Raw genomic sequence first — 17,298 nt, 5'->3', positions numbered from 1 at the left:
AAGGGCCCGCGTCATGGCCACGATCAGCTCGGCATCCCTTCACGCCCCGGCGAACAGCCACGCCGGACTGGCAAAACCGCTGGCAGAACTCCGCGCCTTCTTGCGCCAGTTCATCGCCAAGGCATTCAGCACCTATCGGCCGGAACTGCACTATATGCGCGGCCCGGGCCCGGCCTGGCACGCCAAGCATCCCGGCCATTCGAACTGAGCTATCCGGTTATTTGAGCCTGCCCTGCATTTAAGTCCGCTTGCGCCATCTCTGATTGCGCGCAACCATGGCGACCTCCCCTGACGGCCATCCCGCCGTCATCCTCGCCACCAACGGACCTTCCCCATGACGCGGCTGCGCTGTGCAATTCTCGACGACTATCTCAATGTGGCGCTCTCGGTCGCCGACTGGTCCAAAGTCTCCGACCGCATCGACGTCACGGTGTTCAACCAGCCGTTTGCGAACGCGGAAACGGCGGCCAGCGCCCTGAAGGATTTCGAGATCATCTGCGCGATGCGCGAACGCACCCCGTTCCCGCGCACCATGTTCGCAGGCCTGCCCAACCTGAAGCTCCTGATCACCTCGGGCATGCGCAATGCCGCCATCGATATGGAGGCCGCCAAGGACCACAAGGTGACGCTGTGCGGCACCCAATGGGGCCGCGACCCGACCGCGCCGCTGACCATGGGCCTGATCCTGGAACTGACCCGCAATATCGGCCGCGAGAACGCCCGCATGCATGCCGGCGAGCCCTTGCAGAAATTCGTCGGCATGGAGATCGAGGGCCGCACGCTGGGGGTAATCGGCCTCGGCAAGCTCGGCACCAAGGTGTCAAGGCTGGCGCAGGCCTTCGGCATGAACGTGATCGCCTGGAGCCCGAACCTGACGGCTGAGAAGTGCAAGGAAGTCGGCGTCAGCTACGTGAGCAAGGAAGAGCTGTTCTCGACCGCCGACATCGTCACCATCCATGTGGTGCTGAGCCAGCGCTCGCGCGGGCTGGTCGGCGCCGCCGTGCTGGCGCGGATGAAGCCGACCGCCTACCTCGTCAACACCGCGCGCGGACCGATCGTCGACGAAGGCGCGCTGCTGGATGCGCTGACGCAAAAGAAGATCGCCGGCGCCGGCATCGACGTGTTCGCGGTCGAGCCGCTGCCGGTCGACCACCCCTTCCGCAAGCTCGACAATATCGTGCTGACGCCGCATCTCGGCTACGTCACCGAGGACAGTTTTCGAACCCACTATCAGCAGATGGTCGAAGGCATCGACGCCTGGTTCAAGGGCGAGCCGAAGCAGCGGCTGGCGTAGGCGACCTCAGGCGGCATGTTGTGTGGCCCGGTTTGCGATCTCCGCAAAGCCCTGGCGCCACGACGGATGCGCCGGCCGCCAGCCCAGCTCCTGCCTGGCCTTGGCGTTGGAGCCTGCCCGTACCTCGGTCATCATCGAAACCAGGTGCTCGCCGGCGAACAACCGACCAAGCCAGGCCGGCACGCGAATCGGCGGCCTGGCGCCGACCATGGCGGCAAGGGCGGGCAGCCATTCGCTGACTTCGGCCGGTTCATCGTCGACGATGTTGTAGATATTGCCTGATATGCCGCGCTCGACGGCTGCAACGGTGGCGGCAGCCGCATCATCGACGTGGATGAACGACCACCGTCCGCCACCGCCGCCGATCAGCGGCACGCGGCGGCGGCGCAATTGATCGATCATCGCGCGCGAGAGCATTCCGGTGTCCGGGCCATAGAATGATCCGTATCGCAAGACGATCCCTTCAGGATTTGCCGAGCCGGTGACGGTGTTCTCCAGATGCTGGATCGCTTGCAGCGTGCGGCGCAGCTCCTCCGGCGGATCGGGATCCAGCGCGTCGGCCTCCGTCTTGATCTCTTCGCCGCCGCGGCCGTAAGTCCAGCCGCAGAAGCTCTGGGCGATGAAGAGCTTCACGCCGGCTTCGCGTGCGGCGGCCAACAGGAAATCGGTTCCTTCGGTGCGCAACCGGTTGGTGACGGCGAAGGCGCGATCGAAATGCCGGAGATCCGTCACCGCGGCGAGATCGGTCATCTGATCGATGATGACATCGGGCTTCGCCGCGATCACGGCGGCGCGAATGGCCGGCGCGTCGAGCCCATCGGCGATCGCAGGTTCCGCGCCCATCCGCTTGATGATTTCGGCCTTCGCCGTCGTTCGCGTCGTGCCGACAACGGTATGACCGGCTGCAATCAGCTGCGGAACGAGCTCAAGACCGATGGCGCCAGTGGCACCCGCAACAAGAATTCGCATGGCGTGATCCTCATATTCGTTGCGACCGCCCGGCAGGTAGTCGATGCGAATGTGAAATCAAGCGTGCGAATGTGGCGGCGGCGGAAAACTGTGCGAGCGGCGGAACCCAGATCAGGTCGGGGTCGATGACCACCCGGACGGTCGATGATGCAGACCTTATCGGCAACAAAAAAGGCGCGCTCTCGGCGCGCCTCAAATGCTTTTCTGGCAACGATCCGCCTAGCGAACCGTGACCGGTGCAGGCAGCGGCGGCACGACGGTTTGCTGCGCTCCGGGAACAGGCGCCAATTGGGCCTGTGAAGCCGGTGCAGGCCCTGCTGCGGCGGCGGGACCACCGGGCGGCGGGGCGGCCGACGCGCTTGCGGTGTTGGCGGGCGGCGCGCCGCCGGGCATCACCACCACGCGGGTGCCGACCTTGGCGCGCTCGAACAGGTCCGAGACGTCCTCGTTCAGCATGCCGATGCAGCCCGAGGAGACGAACTTGCCGATCGTCGAAGGCTGGTTGGTGCCGTGAATGCGATAGATGGTCGAACCCAGATACATGGCGCGCGCGCCAAGCGGATTGCCGGGACCGCCGGCCATGAAGCGCGGCAGATAGGGCTGACGCTCGATCATCTCGGTCGGCGGATGCCAGTCCGGCCACTCGGCCTTGCGGCTGATCTTCTGCACGCCATTCCAGGTGAAGCCGTCGCGGCCGACGCGAACGCCGTAGCGGACCGCGCGTCCGCCACCGAGCACGTAATAGAGGTGGGTGTTAGCGGTATCGACGACGATGGTGCCGGCGGGCTCCTTGGTCGCAAAGGACACTTCCTGGCGGCGCAGGTGCGGCGGAAGCTGCGCAGGGCCCACTTCCGGCTGCTCTTCCGGTGGCAGCGCGGCGAGCTGTACCGGCCTGCCGTCGGCGCCGACGGCGGGTTGCTGCGGTTGCGGCAGTGCGCCGGTGGCGCCGGTGGCAGCGCCGATCGCGCCCGGCGGGCGCAGGCCAGCGCGGTCGTCGTTCGGATAGACGATGCTGGCGCCGGGAATGCGGCTGTCGCCGCGATCCGAGTAGGCTGGTTGCTGCTGCTGACCGGGCGGGCGGTCCGCATAGATCACCGCTGGCGGACCCGCCGGGCGGCCGTAACGCGGATCGTCGGGTGACATGACCGGGCCCGTGGGCGTCGGCGCGCTACGGTCCGAGTAAACCGGAGCGCCGGCCGGGCGGCCATAGCGCGGATCGTCGGGAGAAAGGATCGGACCCGTGGGCGTCGGCGCGCCACGGTCCGAATAAACGGGGGCACCGGCCGGACGGCCATAGCGGGGATCACTGGGCGACATCAACGGGCCGGGCGGCGGCAGCGCGGCCGAGTTCTGACCGTTCGGCGCATCGTCATCGTCGTCCAGTGCGTCGAAATCGGGTTCACCGGGGCGGCGGCGTTCATCAACCGCATAACCGCCTTGCACATACGGTCCTGGAGCGGTCGAATAGGCTTGGCCTTGGGCGGGATAGCCCTGTTGCGCATGGGCGAGCGAAGTTCCCGCCAGGGCAGCGGCAATGGCGGCACAAATCGTCAGAATGCGGTTGTTCATCATCGCCTTTTTTATAGACCCCAAGCCCCACCGGACCGTTAACGGCAGATGACGGAAGATAGCGGCACATTCAAGACAAATCCCCGAAATTCGGCCCATATCGGTCATTTGTGATCGCAGCGAAGCTGCGGCAAAGATGCCGCAGAGCGCCGGAAATCGCCATTGTAGGTGGCGAGCGACTTCGAACCGCAGATTTTTGTAACAAAAAGCTAACCGGCGTTGAGATACTCTCAAATCGGACTGATTCGCGCGCCTCGCGAACCGGCCAGACAGTGGTCACCGCGTTCCCTTGGCATCAATGACCCTCCAGAGATCAAGGAGGGCGGAACTCGAGTCCATGCTTCCCGGCTTTCGTTTCTTGTTCACTGCCATCATCCTCTCGATGTCGATCCTGATTTTTGGGCTTGGCGCCGCCGCTTTGTTGCGCGCCGCGCATGAGGAATTTGCCAACCTTCCCTCGCGACGGCTGGCGCCCGAGCCGATGTTTGCCCGCCAGTACGACCCGCCGCCGACGCTGGCGCTGCTGCGCATCGATCCGCCGGTCGCGGAGAAGCCGGCGGAAAATGTCCCGGCCGCCGTTCCTGAAGCAGCCTCGGAGGTTCCGGCCCCGGCCGGACAGATTCCGGACGCCAGTCCGGCTGAGCCTGAGAAACTGGCGTTGAAGCCGGCCGAGCCGGTGCAGGTCGAAGCGGCGAAACCGGATGCACCGACGAAGGAGGCTATCGCCGAGACACCGGCCGCTCCGGCCTCCGCGGCCGAAGTCGAAGCACCCGTTTCCAATACAGAAATGAAGCTCGCCGCCATCGCGGCAATGCCGGAACCTGCGGCTGTCACTCCGTCTGCGCCGGAGTCGACCGCAGATCCCTCGTCACCCGAAGCCAACATCGCCGCAGCCCGGATCGCGACGCTCGGCGGTCCTGCCGTCATCGTCGACGAGAAGATTGCGGGAAAGACGACAGACGCGAAGCCGGACCGCAACGCCCTCAGGAAGCAGGCCGCAGAGCGGGCCCGGGAACGGCGGCGGATTGCTGCAGCACGGCGCGCGCGCCTCGCGCGCGAGGCAACGCTGACCCTGCAGCAGCAGCAACCCAATCCGTTCTTCCCGCCGTTTCCGGCGACGAGGTAGCTTCTCAGCTTAAGATCAGGCCGGGCCGGTCGCCACCGGCGGGCCGTCGGCGGCACCCCACTCGGTCCACGAGCCGTCATACAGCGCCGGGTTCTCGACGCCGAGGCGATAGAGCGCAAGCGTCAGCACGGCGGCGCTGACGCCGGAGCCGCAACTCGTCACGATGGGCGCATCGAGCTTGACGCCCGCGCCTGAGAATGCCGCCCGCAATTCGTCTGTTGATTTCATCGTACCGGTCGCAGCGTCGAACAGATTGTTGTAGGGCAAGCTGAGACTGCCGGGGATATGGCCGGAGCGAAGGCCCGGCCGCGGCTCGGCCACCTTGCCCTGATAGCGCTCGTTGGCGCGCGCATCGATCACCTGCTCGGCCCGGCTTACGAGATTGGCGACCAGCTGCTGCATGCTGCGCGTGCGCCGCGCATCGAACGTCGCTTTGAATGTCGCCGGCTTCGGCGTCACCTCACCCTTCTCGACCTTGCGGCCTTCCGCGACCCACTTCTTCAGGCCGCCATTGAGCACGCGCACGTCCTTCCCGAACGACAGGAACATCCACCACACCCGGGGCGCGGCGACCCAGCCGCCGGAATCATAGACCACAACGGTGTCGTCATTGTCGATCCCGAGCCCGGCGACGTCGCGGCCGAATTGTTCGGCAGAAGGAAACATGTGCGGCAGCGGGTTGGAATGATCGGACACCGCGTCGACGTCGAAGAACACAGCGCCGGGAATATGCGACGCGAGATAATCGTCCTTCGGCAGCGGCAGCACGCCCGGCATCTTGAACGAGGCGTCGATCACCTTGACGTTCGGATCGTTCAGGTGCGCGGCGAGCCATTCGGTGGAGACGAGCGGGTCATTGGTGGTGGACATGGTGCAGAATCCTTGCTGTCATTCCGGGGCGCGAAGCGAACTATGATGCGCAATTGCGCATCTGAGAATCTCAAGATTCCGGGTTCACGCTTTGCGTGCCCCGGAATGACGCGGGAAAAACTTAAGCCTTCTTCTTCGGCTCCCACTTCTCGACCGGGCCGCCGGCGTCGCGCCAGGCGGCGAAGCCGCCGCCCATATGGGCGACCGGTTTCAGGCCCATGTCCTGCGCGGTCTTGGCCGCGAGCGCCGAACGAAGTCCGCCGGCGCAGTGGAAGATGAACTTCTTGTCTTCCTGGAAGATCGGCTTGGCGTAGGGGCTTTGCGGATCGATCCAGAATTCCAGCATGCCACGGGTGCAGGAGAAGGCGCCGGGGATCTTGCCCTCGCGTTCGATCTCGCGCGGGTCGCGGATATCGACAATCACGACGCCCGGGTCTTGCGCGGCCTTGATGGCGTCAGCGGCGCTGACGGTCTCGATTTCAGCGTTGGCCTCGTCGATCAGGGATTTGATACCGCGGTGAATGGTCTGGGGCATTGATTGCGCCTTTCTTGTTCTGTCGACGTCCGTCTTTTTTCCCGTCATTCCGGGGCCATGCGAAAGCATCGAACTTTGGTGCGCAATAGCGCACCTGAGAATCTCGAGCGAGTGAGGCAACCTCTGGATTCCGGGTTCGCGCTACGCGTGCCCCGGAATGACTGTCCCTACCGCACCAGTTCCTTCATCGCGCCTTCGAGGCCTTCGATCGTGATCGGGTACATGCGCTCCGAAAACAGCCGGCGGATGATGGTGGTGGATTCCGAATAGTCCCAGTGCTTCTGCGCCACCGGATTGAGCCACACCGAATGCGGATAGGTGCGCGTGATGCGCTCCAGCCAGACCGAGCCGGCCTCCTCGTTGACATGCTCGACCGAGCCGCCGGGCACCATGATCTCGTAAGGGCTCATCGAGGCGTCGCCGACAAACACCACCTTGTAGTCGTGCGGGTATTTGTGCAGCACGTCCCAGGTCGGCGTACGGTCGGTGAAGCGGCGCTTGTTCTGCTTCCACACGCCTTCATACAGGCAGTTGTGGAAGTAGAAATACTCCATGTGCTTGAATTCGGACTTCGCCGCCGAGAACAGCTCTTCGACCTGCTCGATGTGCGAATCCATCGAACCACCGATATCGAAGAACACCAGCACCTTGACCGCGTTGCGGCGCTCGGGCCGCATATGCACGTCGAGATAACCGTGGTTGGCGGTTTCCTTGATCGTGGTGTCGAGGTCGAGCTCGTCGGGCGCACCAGTGCGGGCGAATTTGCGCAGGCGGCGCAGCGCGATCTTGATGTTGCGGATGCCGAGCTCGACATTGCCGTCGAGATCCCTGAACTCGCGCTTGTCCCACACCTTCACGGCGCGGTTGTTGCGGTTCTTTTCCTGCCCGATCCGCACGCCCTCGGGATTGTAGCCATGGGCGCCGAACGGCGAGGTGCCGGCGGTGCCGATCCACTTGTTGCCGCCCTGATGGCGGCCCTGCTGTTCCTTCAGGCGCTGACGAAGCGTCTCCATGAGCTTGTCCCAGCCCATCGCCTCGATCTGTTTCTTCTCTTCCTCGGTGAGGTATTTTTCCGCGAGCTTCTTCAGCCATTCGGCGGGAATATCCGCCTTCTCCATGGCGTCCAGCAAGCTTTCCAGCCCCTTGAACACGGTGCCGAAGACGCGGTCGAACTTGTCGAGGTTGCGCTCGTCCTTCACCAGCGCGGCGCGCGAAAGATAGTAGAAGTTCTCGACCGTCTGATCGGCGAGGTCGGCGTCGAGCGCCTCCATCAGCGTCAGATATTCGCGCAGGGTCACCGGGACCTGCGCGTCGCGCAGCGATGTGAAGAATTGCAGGAACATGGGATACAGATTGCCCGGCGGACGGCACACGTCAAGGGCCAGCGCACGTCAAGGGCTGGCGCATAGCTGTCAGGCCTAGACCGGGAGGCTTTTTCAATTACAATTGAGGTGTAAAGGGTTTATTCCGGCAGGGGAAATTTCAATGGGCATCATAGCGGCACTGATCATTGGCGGTATCGCAGGCTGGCTTGCCGGACTGATCGTGCGCGGTGCAGGCTTCGGGCTGATCGGCAATATCGTGGTCGGCATCATCGGCGCGTTGCTGGCGAGCTGGCTATTGCCGCAACTCGGCGTCAGCCTCGGCGGCACCTGGGTCCGCGATATCATTAACGCCACCATCGGCGCGGTGATCATCCTGGTGATCCTGTCGCTGATCAGACGCTGAGGACAAGCGCCTCAACTCCAATCGCGACCGCCGGACCGGCGGTCGTTTACTGTTCGGGCCGCGAGCGGCTCTAGAACAAACAACAAGGCAAACGGATAGATGAAATTTACCGGCACCAAGGACTATGTCGCCACCGACGACCTCAAGGTCGCCGTCAACGCCTCGATCGTGCTCGAGCGCCCGCTGCTGATCAAGGGCGAGCCCGGCACCGGCAAGACGGTGCTGGCCGAGGAAGTCTCCAAAGCGCTCGGCGCGCCGCTCCTGACCTGGCACATCAAGTCGACCACCAAGGCGCAGCAGGGCCTGTACGAATACGACGCGGTGTCGCGCCTGCGCGACAGCCAGCTCGGCGACAGCAGGGTTTCCGACATCTCCAACTACATCAAGCGCGGCAAATTGTGGGAAGCCTTCACCCACGACAAGCGCCCGGTGCTGCTGATCGACGAGATCGACAAGGCCGACATCGAATTCCCCAACGACTTGCTGCTCGAACTCGATCGCATGGAGTTCTTCGTCTACGAGACCGGCGAGAACATCAAGGCGAGCCTGCGCCCGATCGTGATGATCACCTCCAACAACGAAAAGGAACTGCCGGACGCGTTCCTGCGCCGCTGCTTCTTCCACTACATCAAGTTCCCCGACGCCGACACCATGGGCCGGATCGTCGACGTCCACTTCCCCGGCATCAAGAAGCGCCTGGTGGAAGAAGCCTTGCGCATCTTCTTCGAGGTGCGGGAAGTGCCGGGCCTGAAGAAGAAGCCCTCGACCTCGGAGCTGCTCGACTGGCTCAAGCTCTTGCTCAACGAGGACATCACGCCGGAAATGCTCCGGGAGCGCGATCCGCGCAAGCTGATCCCGCCGCTGCACGGCGCGCTGCTCAAGAACGAACAGGACGTGCACCTGTTCGAGCGGCTGGCCTTCCTCAGCCGACGCGAAGTGTAATTCGCTGACGATCTACGGCGCCAGAACCCCGGGTTCTGGCGTTTCGCTTTCAGAACACAACAAACGAAAAAAGAACAGGGAAGATGAACGTTCAGGCCCAGATCGACCAGACTTCGCCCCGTACCACCGAGCATTTCGACGTCGTCATCGCCGGCGCCGGCATTTCGGGCGTCGGTGCCGCCTATCACCTCACCACGCAATGCCCGGGAACGAGCTTCGTCGCGCTGGAAGCCCAGAAGACGTTCGGCGGCACCTGGACCACCCATCGCTATCCCGGCATCCGCTCCGACAGCGACCTGCACACCTTCGGCTACCGCTTCAAGCCGTGGACGACAGCGCCGATCGCGAGCGCTCAGGAAATCCTGAAATACATGGGCGACGTGATCGAGGAGAACGATCTCGCGCCTCACATCCGCTATCAGCACACCATCACCTCGGCGAAATGGTCCAGCGAGGAAAACCTCTGGACCATCGAAGCCACGCGCACGGACACCGGCGAACAGCTTCGCTTCACCACCAATTTCTTCTGGATGTGCCAGGGCTATTACCGCCACACCGAGGGCTATACGCCGGAGTGGAAGGACATGGCCAAATTCAAGGGCGGAATCGTCCATCCGCAGAAATGGCCCGAGGATCTCGACTACAGGAACAAGCGCGTCATCGTGATCGGCTCGGGTGCGACGGCGGCAACGCTGATCCCGGCGCTGGCCAACGACTGCGCGCATGTCACCATGCTGCAGCGCTCGCCGACCTATTTCCGCACCGGGCGCAACGCGATCGAAATCGCCGAGCAGCTGCGCCAGTTGCAGGTGGATGAAAAATGGATCCACGAGATCACCCGGCGAAAGATCCTGTTCGACCAGGACACCTTCACCCGCAAGACCTTTGAAGAGCCGGAAGCGGCCAAGAAGGATCTGCTGTCGGCGGTCGAAGCCTATCTCGGCAAGGATTACGACATCGCGACTCACTTCACGCCAAAATATCGGCCATGGCGGCAGCGCATCGCCTTCATCCCTGATGGAGACCTGTTCCAGGGCATCAAGTCCGGCAAGGCCTCCGTCGTCACCGACGAGATCGACCGCTTCACCGAGAAAGGCATTTTGCTGAAATCCGGCAAGGAGCTCGAAGCCGACATCATCGTCACCGCGACCGGCTTCAACCTCTGCGCCAATGGCGACATCGAGTTTGCCGTCGACGGCAAGCCGCTCGACTTCGCCGATACCGTCACCTATCGCGGCATGATGTTCACCGGCGTGCCGAATCTCGTCTGGGTGTTCGGCTATTTCCGCGCGAGCTGGACGCTGCGCGTCGATCTCGTCGCCGACTTCGTCTGCCGGCTGCTCAATCATATGAAAGAGACCGGCGCTAAAAAGGTGACGACGCAGTTGCGTCCCGAAGACCACAACATGCCGCTGCTGCCCTGGATCGATCCCGAAAACTTCAATCCCGGCTACATGATGCGCGGCATGCACCTGCTGCCGAAGCGTGGCGAAAAGCCGGAATGGCAGCACAATCAGGATTACTGGGCCGAGAAGGACGAATTTCCGGCGATCGATCTCAAGGACAAGGCGTTCGTCTACGGCTGAGGTGTGATGCCGGGTGACGGAGAGATCCCCTCACCCGGCATTCCCTAGGCGGGACGCGCCTCGATCACGTTGAAGCGGCCGGCCGGATGAACCGCAGCCAGCGCAAAGCCGCTTTGCTCGAGCAATTCGCGATACTGCCCCTTGGTGCGCTCGCTGCCGCCGGGCCCGCGCATCATGTTCAGGTCGCTCATTGCATGCGCCTTGTCATCGTTGGTCATATCAGGCGTCTCAGGCATCAGCCGTTCGACCAACAGCAACTTGCCGCCACCCGGCAGCGACTGATGACAATTGCCCAGGATCGAGATGCTTCGCGCATCATTCCAATCATGGATTATGCTCTTGAGAATGATCGCATCAGCGACCGCCGGAACGGATTTGAAGAAATCGCCGGCGACGAATTCCACGCGGTCATCGACACCGATCTGCCTCAGATGCTTGCTCGCGGCCTCCGCACATCTCGGAAGGTCGAAAACAGTGCCGCGCAGCTTTTGGTTTTGCTGCGCGATGGCGCCGAGCAATTCGCCGGACCCGCCGCCGACGTCCATCAGGTGCGATATCCCGCTGAAATCGTAGGAGCGAAGGATATCCGGCGTGACAAGTCGCGTGAGTTCGGTCATCGCAACGTTGAATTTGTCGACGATTTCAGGTGCTCGACCCATCAGATCGAAACTGTTGGCAAGGCCCTGCAATTCCGCAGCGGTCTTGCCTGTCATCACGGATTCAAGCATTCCGCTCCAGGATTTTGAAAGCATTTCGGCTTCAAAGATGGCCCAGCCCTTGAGTGATTGGTCGGCGGCGCTGTCGAGACAGGCGCCCACTTCCGTCAACGCATAGCTGTCTTCGCCGGTTCGCGAACATATGCCGATTGTGGAGAGCGCGGTGAGCAGACGTCGAAGCGACCGTTCATCCGCGCCGGTCGCCTTTGCGAGCTTGCCAGGCGTCTGCGGACCGTAGCTCAACAGCTCGGCGAGCCCGAGTCTGGCCGCCACGTAGATCACCGCGGTCACACGATGCGACTGTATGAGATCGAAAAGCTTGAGGGCCGATACTTGAGATGCCATCGTGCCTCCTATCGCCGCATTACTGCGGATTCCGGATATCGATTATCTTGGCCAGTTCGTTCATCGCTGATCGCTGCTTTTCGATCCCCGATTTCAATTCCTCGGTCGTGCCGCTCAACACAATGTGCCCGCCTGCCTCCAGTTTGCTGCGAACATCGGTATCGCGACAGATGGCGGCAACGTCGTCGGCAATTCGGTTTCGCACGGCCTCCGGCATGATCTTGCTGCCGAAGATGCCCGCCAGCCCCTCGATTTCAAGTTCGGGATATCCAAGCTCGCGCGCGGTCTTGACGTCGGGCAGCGTGGCGGCGCGGGTCGGGTTGACGACGGCGAGAAAGCGCGCCTTTCCGGCTTGAACGGGCGAGGATGACGCGGTCAATGAGGTCAGAAGCGCCTGGATGCGGCCTTCACCCAGGTCAGCCTGGGGCTGGGAGGCATCGCGATAACTGACGAAGTTCATCTTCAGATCGTGTTGCTTCAGGAATGCCGAAAATACAAAGCGCGGCAAGGTCGGGCCCGAAGTCCAGGCATATTTGCCGGGGCTCGCCCGCAACGCCTCAATCAGCTCCGGGATGCTGTTGACGGATAGCTGGTTGCTGACCGTAAGCATCAAAACGATCGCCGTCGTGGCGGAAATCGGCACCAGATCGCGGTTGACGTCGTATGGCAGCTTCTCGACCAGCATCGGCGCGACGGTGATCGAGCCGGCCACGGTATACAACAGCGTATGATCATCCTGGTTTGCGACGAACGAACCGACGCCGATCGTGCCCTCGGCGCCGGGCCGATCCTCCACGACGACGGGCTTGCCCCATTTCTTGCCAAGCGCGTCGGCGAAAATCCGGGCTGCCGCATCGTTGGCGCTTCCGGGCGGAAACGTCACGATCATCTTGACCTGCCTCTCGGGCCAATCCGCGCTTGCGGACATGGGCGCGACAAGAGCCACGACCAAAGCCGCAAGGCCCGCGAACGCGCGCAGCCGCCGCGCGTTGCGGCAGGCAGACTTTCCGGGAGCCGAGCGATCAGCGGTCCAGGCTGAACGACGAGACATCTGCGGGAACATCGTCACGGTTGCCTCCCATTGGTCACGGGCTTGGATCGACGCTGTAGCTTTCGTCGACCGTTGCTCAAGCGAGCGCAGCGGCCATTTGCTTCGATGACGCGTGCAGGCCTGCCGCCCCGCGGAAGCCCCGCTCGGCCTACGATCAAGATGACGACAAACCTGGTCCAACGACATGAGCTAGTTCACAAAGCGTTGGTATACTTAAATGGTATTTTAATACTTTTATTTCGCTATATTTGCCATAACAGAGCGATGGATGTATACATACTGCACTCATCAAGGGAGTGCAGCCATGCCGTCCTCATTTCCGCTCAATGCCTGGTACGCCGCCGCCTGGGATGTCGATATCAAGCACGCGCTGTTTCCGCGCACGATCTGCGGCAAGCATGTCGTGATGTACCGCCAGTCCGACGGGCGGGTGTGCGCGCTGGAGGACGCCTGCTGGCACCGGCTGGTGCCGCTGTCCAAGGGACGGCTCGATGGCGACACCGTCGTCTGCGGCTATCACGGCCTGAAATTCAACGCGCAGGGCCGCTGCACCTACATGCCCTCGCAGGACACCATCAATCCGTCCGCCTGCGTGCGTTCCTATCCGGTGGTCGAACGGCATCGTTACATCTGGCTGTGGATGGGCGATCCGGCGCTGGCTGACCCTGCGCTGGTGCCCGACATGCACTGGAACGACGATCCGGCCTGGGCCGGCGACGGCAAGACCATTCATGTGAAGTGCGACTACCGCCTCGTGGTCGACAATCTGATGGACCTGACCCACGAGGCTTTCGTGCATGGCTCCAGCATCGGCAATGACCACGTCGCCGAAGCCCCGTTCGACGTCACCCATGGCGACAAGACCGTGACCGTGACGCGCTGGATGCACGGCATCGACGCCCCGCCGTTCTGGGCGGCGCAGTTGCAGAAGCCGGGGCCGGTCGACCGCTGGCAGATCATAAATTTCCAGGCGCCCGGCACCGTCAATATCGACGTCGGCGTGGCGCCCGCCGGCACCGGTGCGCCGGAGGGCGACCGCTCGCAGGGCGTCAATGGTTTTGTGCTCAACACCATGACGCCGGAGACCGAGACGACGTGCCACTATTTCTGGGCCTTCGTCCGCAATTACCGGACCACCGAGCAAAAGCTGACCACCGAAATCCGCGAGGGCGTTGCCGGCATCTTCCACGAGGATGAAATCATCCTCGAAGCGCAGCAGCGCGCCATGAACGAGAATCCGGACCGCACCTTCTACAACCTCAACATCGACGCCGGCGCGATGTGGGCGCGGCGCGTGATCGACCGCATGGTCGCGCGCGAAGCCGCGCCGCGGACGGTTCAGGCCGCGGAGTGAAGCCATGAGCGAAGCGGAGTAAGAACATGAGCGAACGCGACGCCGAGCGCTCCGTCTCGCAGACCGTGCGTGCGCAACTCGCGCTGCGCGACATGATCCTTTCCGGGCGGCTGCGCCCGAGCGAACGCATCTCCGAGCTGCAGGCGGTGGACATCACCGGCGTCTCCCGGACGCCGGTGCGGCTGGCGCTGGTGCGGCTGGAGGACGAAGGCCTGCTGCAGGCGATTCCTTCCGGCGGCTTCATGGTGAAGGCGTTTACCGAGCGCGACATTCTGGATTCGATCGAACTGCGCGGCACGCTGGAAGGCCTCGCGGCCCGCTTCGCGGCCGAGCGCGGCGTCAGCGCGCGCAGCCTCGAGCCGCTCAAGGAGTGCCTTGGCGATCTCGACCAACTGGTCCGGCAGGATCCGATTTCGGTCGAAGCCTTTTCCGCATATGTGACGATGAACGCGCGCTTCCATGCGCTGCTCAATGAACTATCCGCCAGCGCGCCGCTGATCCGGGAAATCGATCGCGTCTCCGCGCTGCCGTTCGCCTCCCCCAGCGCCTTCGTGATGGCGCAGTCGGCGTTGCCCGAGGCGCACCAGATCCTGCTGGTCGGGCAGGATCATCACCGCATCGTGGTCGACGCCATCGAGAACCGCGAGGGCGCGCGGGCCGAAGCCGTGATGCGCGAGCATTCGCGCCTTGCCGCGCGCAACTTGCGGCTGGCGATCCGAAACCGCACGCATCTCGAACTGATGCCTGCGCTCGCCTTGCTCAAATCGTCAGCCGAATAGGAAACGCCCATGCGTTTTGCCGAGCAATGGAGCTGGTGCACCGTCGAATCCATCCTCGACGTGACGCCCACGATCCGCGAATTCAGACTGCGCCCCGAGAACGGCCGCGTGCCGCCCTACCCGGCCGGCAGCCATATCGGCGTTACCGTGCTGATCGACGGACAGCCTGCGCGACGCTCCTATTCGCTGGTGGAGAACGGCGATGCCGGCACCTATCGGATCGCCGTGCGGCTGGCGCCGGACAGCCGCGGCGGTTCGCGCGGCATGTGGAATCTGCAAGCATGCGCCCGGATCGAGACTTCAAATCCGGCGTCCCTGCTCGAAATCGACTGGACGAGGAAGAACTATTGCCTGATTGCCGGCGGCATCGGGATCACGCCGATAACAGGTATCGCAGCCGCCTTACGCCGCCGGAACATCGACGCCCCCCTGCACTACGCCGTCAAATCTCGCGGCGATGCCGCGTTCCTCGACGAGCTCTCGGCGCTGCTCGGCGATCTCTTGATCGTGCACGCCTCTGACGAAGGCGCGCGGCTCGACCTCGACGCCACCTTCCGCGCCTTGCCTGACGATGCCATCGCCATCATGTGCGGACCGATGCGGATGCTGGAGGCCGCACGACACGCCTGGAACGACGCGGGACGCGCACCCGCCGATCTGCGCTACGAGACCTTCGGCTCCAGCGGCCTGAAGCCGACGGCCGAATTCCGCGTGCGCCTCAAGGGTTCGGACACCGAACTCGTCGTGCCTCAAAACAGTTCGATGCTCGACGCACTGAACGGCGCCGGCTTCGAGGTGATATCGGACTGCCAGCGCGGCGAATGCGGCGTCTGCGCCGTCGACGTCGTTGCCGTCGAGGGCGAGATTGACCATCGCGACGTGTTCTTCAGCGACCAGCAAAAGCAGGACAACCGCAAGATCTGCCCCTGCGTGTCACGCGCGATCGGTGTCGTCACCATCGATACACTGTACCGGGCCGAGGCTATCTAGCGCCTGGATCGGGCCCACTCTCGCAAGGGCGCGTACTCAGAAATTCGCGCCGCAGTCGGCCGCGGATGAGGTCCGCTGTGCCCCTGAGAGCGGCGCAATAGCGGACCTCACGGTGGTCCGAGTAGGACCAATAGCGGAAGTCGAGACTAGACGCTTTAAGGAAACAGGGATCACTTTCAAAGGTACAGCGTCAGCGCTCTGCCAAAAAATCAGCACCCAGTCGAAGACGTCGAACGGGGCCGAATGGGGCGCGTAGACGATTGCCGTCCCGGAAACGCCGGGCGCAAGACAGCGGGTTTCCGCTTGACGAGAGCTGAGCGAAATCAATCGCTCTCTGAAGTGGTGGCTTTACTTCTGCGCCACGAGCGAAGCGTTTCCGGTGGTAATCGGCGCGATGGACGCCGTCGTCAAATCGGGATCATTGCTGGGACTGAAGTGCACGTCCTCCAAAAGCGAGGAGGATACCGACGGCATCTGCGCGCCACTGGAGGCGCGAAAGACGGCGACACGGGTCTTGTTGAAGACGCCTTCAGCGCTAACGTGCGCATTGAGCTCGTTGAGCAACTCAGTAACGAGCACGCTGTGCTGGCCCTTCGTGTCATCGGCGACCTTGCCAGGCGTATTTGACGAGATGATGAGCGCATTGTTGGGCGCGTTGACTGGCGCAAGCCCGTGGGAGTAGGAACGGAAACGGCGTTCATAGGGATTGCGTCGAGAGGCGTCGAGGACGGCCAGCGAAGCGCGAGCGCCCCGCTCCTTAATTGCGTGGAGCACGGTTTCGACGGACATACCCTCGTGGCGTACATCACCTTCCTTCCAAATCACCGCATCGGTCGGGATCATGTAGGTTTCGTGGCGAGACTGCACCCCATAGCCGCCGAAGAACAACATTACGACAGATCCGGGCTTGATCCTGGACTTTAGCCGCTCGACCGCGCGGGCCATATCTGACTTGGTGGCGTCCATCACCACATCGACATCGAATCCGTGGCGGCGCATTGCATACGCCAGACCGCTTGCGTCGTTAATGGGTTGGTTTAGTGGCTCGGCGGCGTCCGGATAGTTGCCATTGCCGATGATGAGCGCGAGCTGGAGAGCGCTGGCCCTTTCCTGGGTAGACACCACCTTTGCGGCTGCCGACGTGTGCAGATCCAACGCTGTATTCGCGCCGATCGCGAGCAATGCGACACCGGTAAGACCGCAAGTAACGGTAAGCAAGTGGCGAACGGTGTAGAGCCGCGTCACTTTCATTTCACCCCCCACTAAACTGCGAGAACTCCCATACTGCAAAACGCGTTTGCGGCATGACCGCGCACGAAGATCACAATTAGTCGCGCGTAACGGCCATTTCCCCTGTCATTCGACAAGCATGCGTAAAATTTCTTGAGCCCAGGTTAGGCGAAGTGGTTTCTGGTAATTTGCAGTCTTTGGTAAATAAATTACA

At 62.8% G+C, this 17,298-nt stretch carries 17 protein-coding genes; 9 read left to right on the top strand and 8 right to left on the bottom strand.

The window, feature by feature from the left end:
• Nucleotides 1–13 precede the first annotated feature (13 nt).
• Both KIP88_RS32645 and KIP88_RS32640 read left to right on the top strand, forming a co-directional pair.
• Complete coding sequence (locus tag KIP88_RS32645) at nt 14–208, top strand: hypothetical protein (protein WP_214492262.1); 195 nt, start codon at nt 14–16, stop codon at nt 206–208.
• 126 nt (nt 209–334) lie between these two features.
• Nucleotides 335–1,294: a D-2-hydroxyacid dehydrogenase family protein gene (locus tag KIP88_RS32640; protein WP_214492261.1), complete on the top strand. Its 960-nt coding sequence runs from the start codon at nt 335–337 to the stop codon at nt 1,292–1,294.
• A gap of 6 nt (nt 1,295–1,300) precedes the next feature.
• Here the strand turns inward: KIP88_RS32640 and KIP88_RS32635 are convergent, their stop codons facing one another.
• The gene (locus tag KIP88_RS32635) at nt 1,301–2,263 is read right to left on the bottom strand and encodes an NAD(P)-dependent oxidoreductase (protein WP_214492260.1); all 963 of its coding nucleotides are present in this window, start codon (nt 2,261–2,263) and stop codon (nt 1,301–1,303) included.
• Nucleotides 2,264–2,482: 219 nt separating this feature from the next.
• Nucleotides 2,483–3,835 (bottom strand): L,D-transpeptidase, encoded by a 1,353-nt coding sequence (locus KIP88_RS32630; RefSeq protein ID WP_214492259.1) that lies wholly within the window; start codon nt 3,833–3,835, stop codon nt 2,483–2,485.
• Between the two features lie 334 nt (nt 3,836–4,169).
• Here KIP88_RS32630 and KIP88_RS32625 point away from each other — a divergent pair, with 334 nt between their 5' ends.
• Entirely contained in the window at nt 4,170–4,958 is a 789-nt protein-coding gene (locus KIP88_RS32625; RefSeq protein ID WP_214492258.1) for a hypothetical protein, read from the top strand.
• A 15-nt stretch (nt 4,959–4,973) separates the two neighbouring features.
• On the opposite strand, the gene sseA is transcribed toward KIP88_RS32625, so the two are convergent.
• From sseA to KIP88_RS32610, 3 genes are all read right to left on the bottom strand, one after another.
• Nucleotides 4,974–5,828, bottom strand: a complete 855-nt coding sequence (gene sseA / locus KIP88_RS32620) for a 3-mercaptopyruvate sulfurtransferase (RefSeq protein ID WP_214492257.1) — start codon at nt 5,826–5,828, stop codon at nt 4,974–4,976.
• Nucleotides 5,829–5,949: 121 nt separating this feature from the next.
• Nucleotides 5,950–6,363, bottom strand: coding sequence for a rhodanese-like domain-containing protein (locus KIP88_RS32615; RefSeq protein WP_214492256.1), 414 nt, complete (start codon nt 6,361–6,363; stop codon nt 5,950–5,952).
• Nucleotides 6,364–6,530: 167 nt separating this feature from the next.
• Nucleotides 6,531–7,706: a VWA domain-containing protein gene (locus KIP88_RS32610; RefSeq protein WP_214492255.1), complete on the bottom strand. Its 1,176-nt coding sequence runs from the start codon at nt 7,704–7,706 to the stop codon at nt 6,531–6,533.
• A gap of 142 nt (nt 7,707–7,848) precedes the next feature.
• Here KIP88_RS32610 and KIP88_RS32605 point away from each other — a divergent pair, with 142 nt between their 5' ends.
• The 3 genes from KIP88_RS32605 (at nt 7,849) to KIP88_RS32595 (ending at nt 10,619) form a co-directional block, all read left to right on the top strand.
• On the top strand, nt 7,849–8,091 hold the full coding sequence (locus KIP88_RS32605; protein WP_214492254.1) for a GlsB/YeaQ/YmgE family stress response membrane protein: 243 nt from the start codon (nt 7,849–7,851) through the stop codon (nt 8,089–8,091).
• A gap of 99 nt (nt 8,092–8,190) precedes the next feature.
• On the top strand, nt 8,191–9,033 hold the full coding sequence (locus KIP88_RS32600) for a MoxR family ATPase (protein WP_214492253.1): 843 nt from the start codon (nt 8,191–8,193) through the stop codon (nt 9,031–9,033).
• A gap of 83 nt (nt 9,034–9,116) precedes the next feature.
• Nucleotides 9,117–10,619, top strand: a complete 1,503-nt coding sequence (locus tag KIP88_RS32595; RefSeq protein WP_214492252.1) for an NAD(P)/FAD-dependent oxidoreductase — start codon at nt 9,117–9,119, stop codon at nt 10,617–10,619.
• Between the two features lie 44 nt (nt 10,620–10,663).
• Here the strand turns inward: KIP88_RS32595 and KIP88_RS32590 are convergent, their stop codons facing one another.
• A complete protein-coding gene (locus KIP88_RS32590; RefSeq protein WP_214492251.1) occupies nt 10,664–11,680 on the bottom strand; it encodes a methyltransferase in 1,017 nt (338 codons plus the stop codon).
• 19 nt (nt 11,681–11,699) lie between these two features.
• Nucleotides 11,700–12,743: a tripartite tricarboxylate transporter substrate binding protein gene (locus tag KIP88_RS32585; RefSeq protein ID WP_249791178.1), complete on the bottom strand. Its 1,044-nt coding sequence runs from the start codon at nt 12,741–12,743 to the stop codon at nt 11,700–11,702.
• 292 nt (nt 12,744–13,035) lie between these two features.
• Here KIP88_RS32585 and KIP88_RS32580 point away from each other — a divergent pair, with 292 nt between their 5' ends.
• Genes KIP88_RS32580 through KIP88_RS32570 form a run of 3 tightly spaced genes read left to right on the top strand, consistent with a single transcriptional unit; the run spans nt 13,036 to nt 15,854 of the window.
• Complete coding sequence (locus KIP88_RS32580) at nt 13,036–14,085, top strand: aromatic ring-hydroxylating dioxygenase subunit alpha (RefSeq protein ID WP_214492250.1); 1,050 nt, start codon at nt 13,036–13,038, stop codon at nt 14,083–14,085.
• 26 nt (nt 14,086–14,111) lie between these two features.
• Entirely contained in the window at nt 14,112–14,864 is a 753-nt protein-coding gene (locus tag KIP88_RS32575; RefSeq protein WP_214492249.1) for a GntR family transcriptional regulator, read from the top strand.
• 9 nt (nt 14,865–14,873) lie between these two features.
• Complete coding sequence (locus KIP88_RS32570) at nt 14,874–15,854, top strand: PDR/VanB family oxidoreductase (RefSeq protein ID WP_214492248.1); 981 nt, start codon at nt 14,874–14,876, stop codon at nt 15,852–15,854.
• 348 nt (nt 15,855–16,202) lie between these two features.
• Here the strand turns inward: KIP88_RS32570 and KIP88_RS32565 are convergent, their stop codons facing one another.
• The gene (locus KIP88_RS32565) at nt 16,203–17,105 is read right to left on the bottom strand and encodes a caspase family protein (protein ID WP_214492247.1); all 903 of its coding nucleotides are present in this window, start codon (nt 17,103–17,105) and stop codon (nt 16,203–16,205) included.
• Nucleotides 17,106–17,298: the final 193 nt, after the last annotated feature.

It is taken from the genome of Bradyrhizobium sp. SRL28 (assembly GCF_018596315.1).
In the GTDB taxonomy this organism is placed as follows: domain Bacteria; phylum Pseudomonadota; class Alphaproteobacteria; order Rhizobiales; family Xanthobacteraceae; genus Bradyrhizobium.
Note: the sequence above shows the minus strand (reverse complement) of the source record. Positions and strands in the feature narration are given on the sequence as shown.

Excerpts from the sequence above, each read along its gene's own strand:
- KIP88_RS32645 (WP_214492262.1), top strand. The coding sequence starts at position 14 with ATGGCCACGATCAGCTCGGCATCCCTTCACGCCCCGGCGAACAGCCAC.
- KIP88_RS32640 (WP_214492261.1), top strand. The coding sequence starts at position 335 with ATGACGCGGCTGCGCTGTGCAATTCTCGACGACTATCTCAATGTGGCG.
- KIP88_RS32635 (WP_214492260.1), bottom strand. The coding sequence starts at position 2,263 with ATGCGAATTCTTGTTGCGGGTGCCACTGGCGCCATCGGTCTTGAGCTC.
- KIP88_RS32630 (WP_214492259.1), bottom strand. The coding sequence starts at position 3,835 with ATGATGAACAACCGCATTCTGACGATTTGTGCCGCCATTGCCGCTGCC.
- KIP88_RS32625 (WP_214492258.1), top strand. The coding sequence starts at position 4,170 with ATGCTTCCCGGCTTTCGTTTCTTGTTCACTGCCATCATCCTCTCGATG.
- sseA (WP_214492257.1), bottom strand. The coding sequence starts at position 5,828 with ATGTCCACCACCAATGACCCGCTCGTCTCCACCGAATGGCTCGCCGCG.
- KIP88_RS32615 (WP_214492256.1), bottom strand. The coding sequence starts at position 6,363 with ATGCCCCAGACCATTCACCGCGGTATCAAATCCCTGATCGACGAGGCC.
- KIP88_RS32610 (WP_214492255.1), bottom strand. The coding sequence starts at position 7,706 with ATGTTCCTGCAATTCTTCACATCGCTGCGCGACGCGCAGGTCCCGGTG.
- KIP88_RS32605 (WP_214492254.1), top strand. The coding sequence starts at position 7,849 with ATGGGCATCATAGCGGCACTGATCATTGGCGGTATCGCAGGCTGGCTT.
- KIP88_RS32600 (WP_214492253.1), top strand. The coding sequence starts at position 8,191 with ATGAAATTTACCGGCACCAAGGACTATGTCGCCACCGACGACCTCAAG.
- KIP88_RS32595 (WP_214492252.1), top strand. The coding sequence starts at position 9,117 with ATGAACGTTCAGGCCCAGATCGACCAGACTTCGCCCCGTACCACCGAG.
- KIP88_RS32590 (WP_214492251.1), bottom strand. The coding sequence starts at position 11,680 with ATGGCATCTCAAGTATCGGCCCTCAAGCTTTTCGATCTCATACAGTCG.
- KIP88_RS32585 (WP_249791178.1), bottom strand. The coding sequence starts at position 12,743 with ATGTTCCCGCAGATGTCTCGTCGTTCAGCCTGGACCGCTGATCGCTCG.
- KIP88_RS32580 (WP_214492250.1), top strand. The coding sequence starts at position 13,036 with ATGCCGTCCTCATTTCCGCTCAATGCCTGGTACGCCGCCGCCTGGGAT.
- KIP88_RS32575 (WP_214492249.1), top strand. The coding sequence starts at position 14,112 with ATGAGCGAACGCGACGCCGAGCGCTCCGTCTCGCAGACCGTGCGTGCG.
- KIP88_RS32570 (WP_214492248.1), top strand. The coding sequence starts at position 14,874 with ATGCGTTTTGCCGAGCAATGGAGCTGGTGCACCGTCGAATCCATCCTC.
- KIP88_RS32565 (WP_214492247.1), bottom strand. The coding sequence starts at position 17,105 with ATGAAAGTGACGCGGCTCTACACCGTTCGCCACTTGCTTACCGTTACT.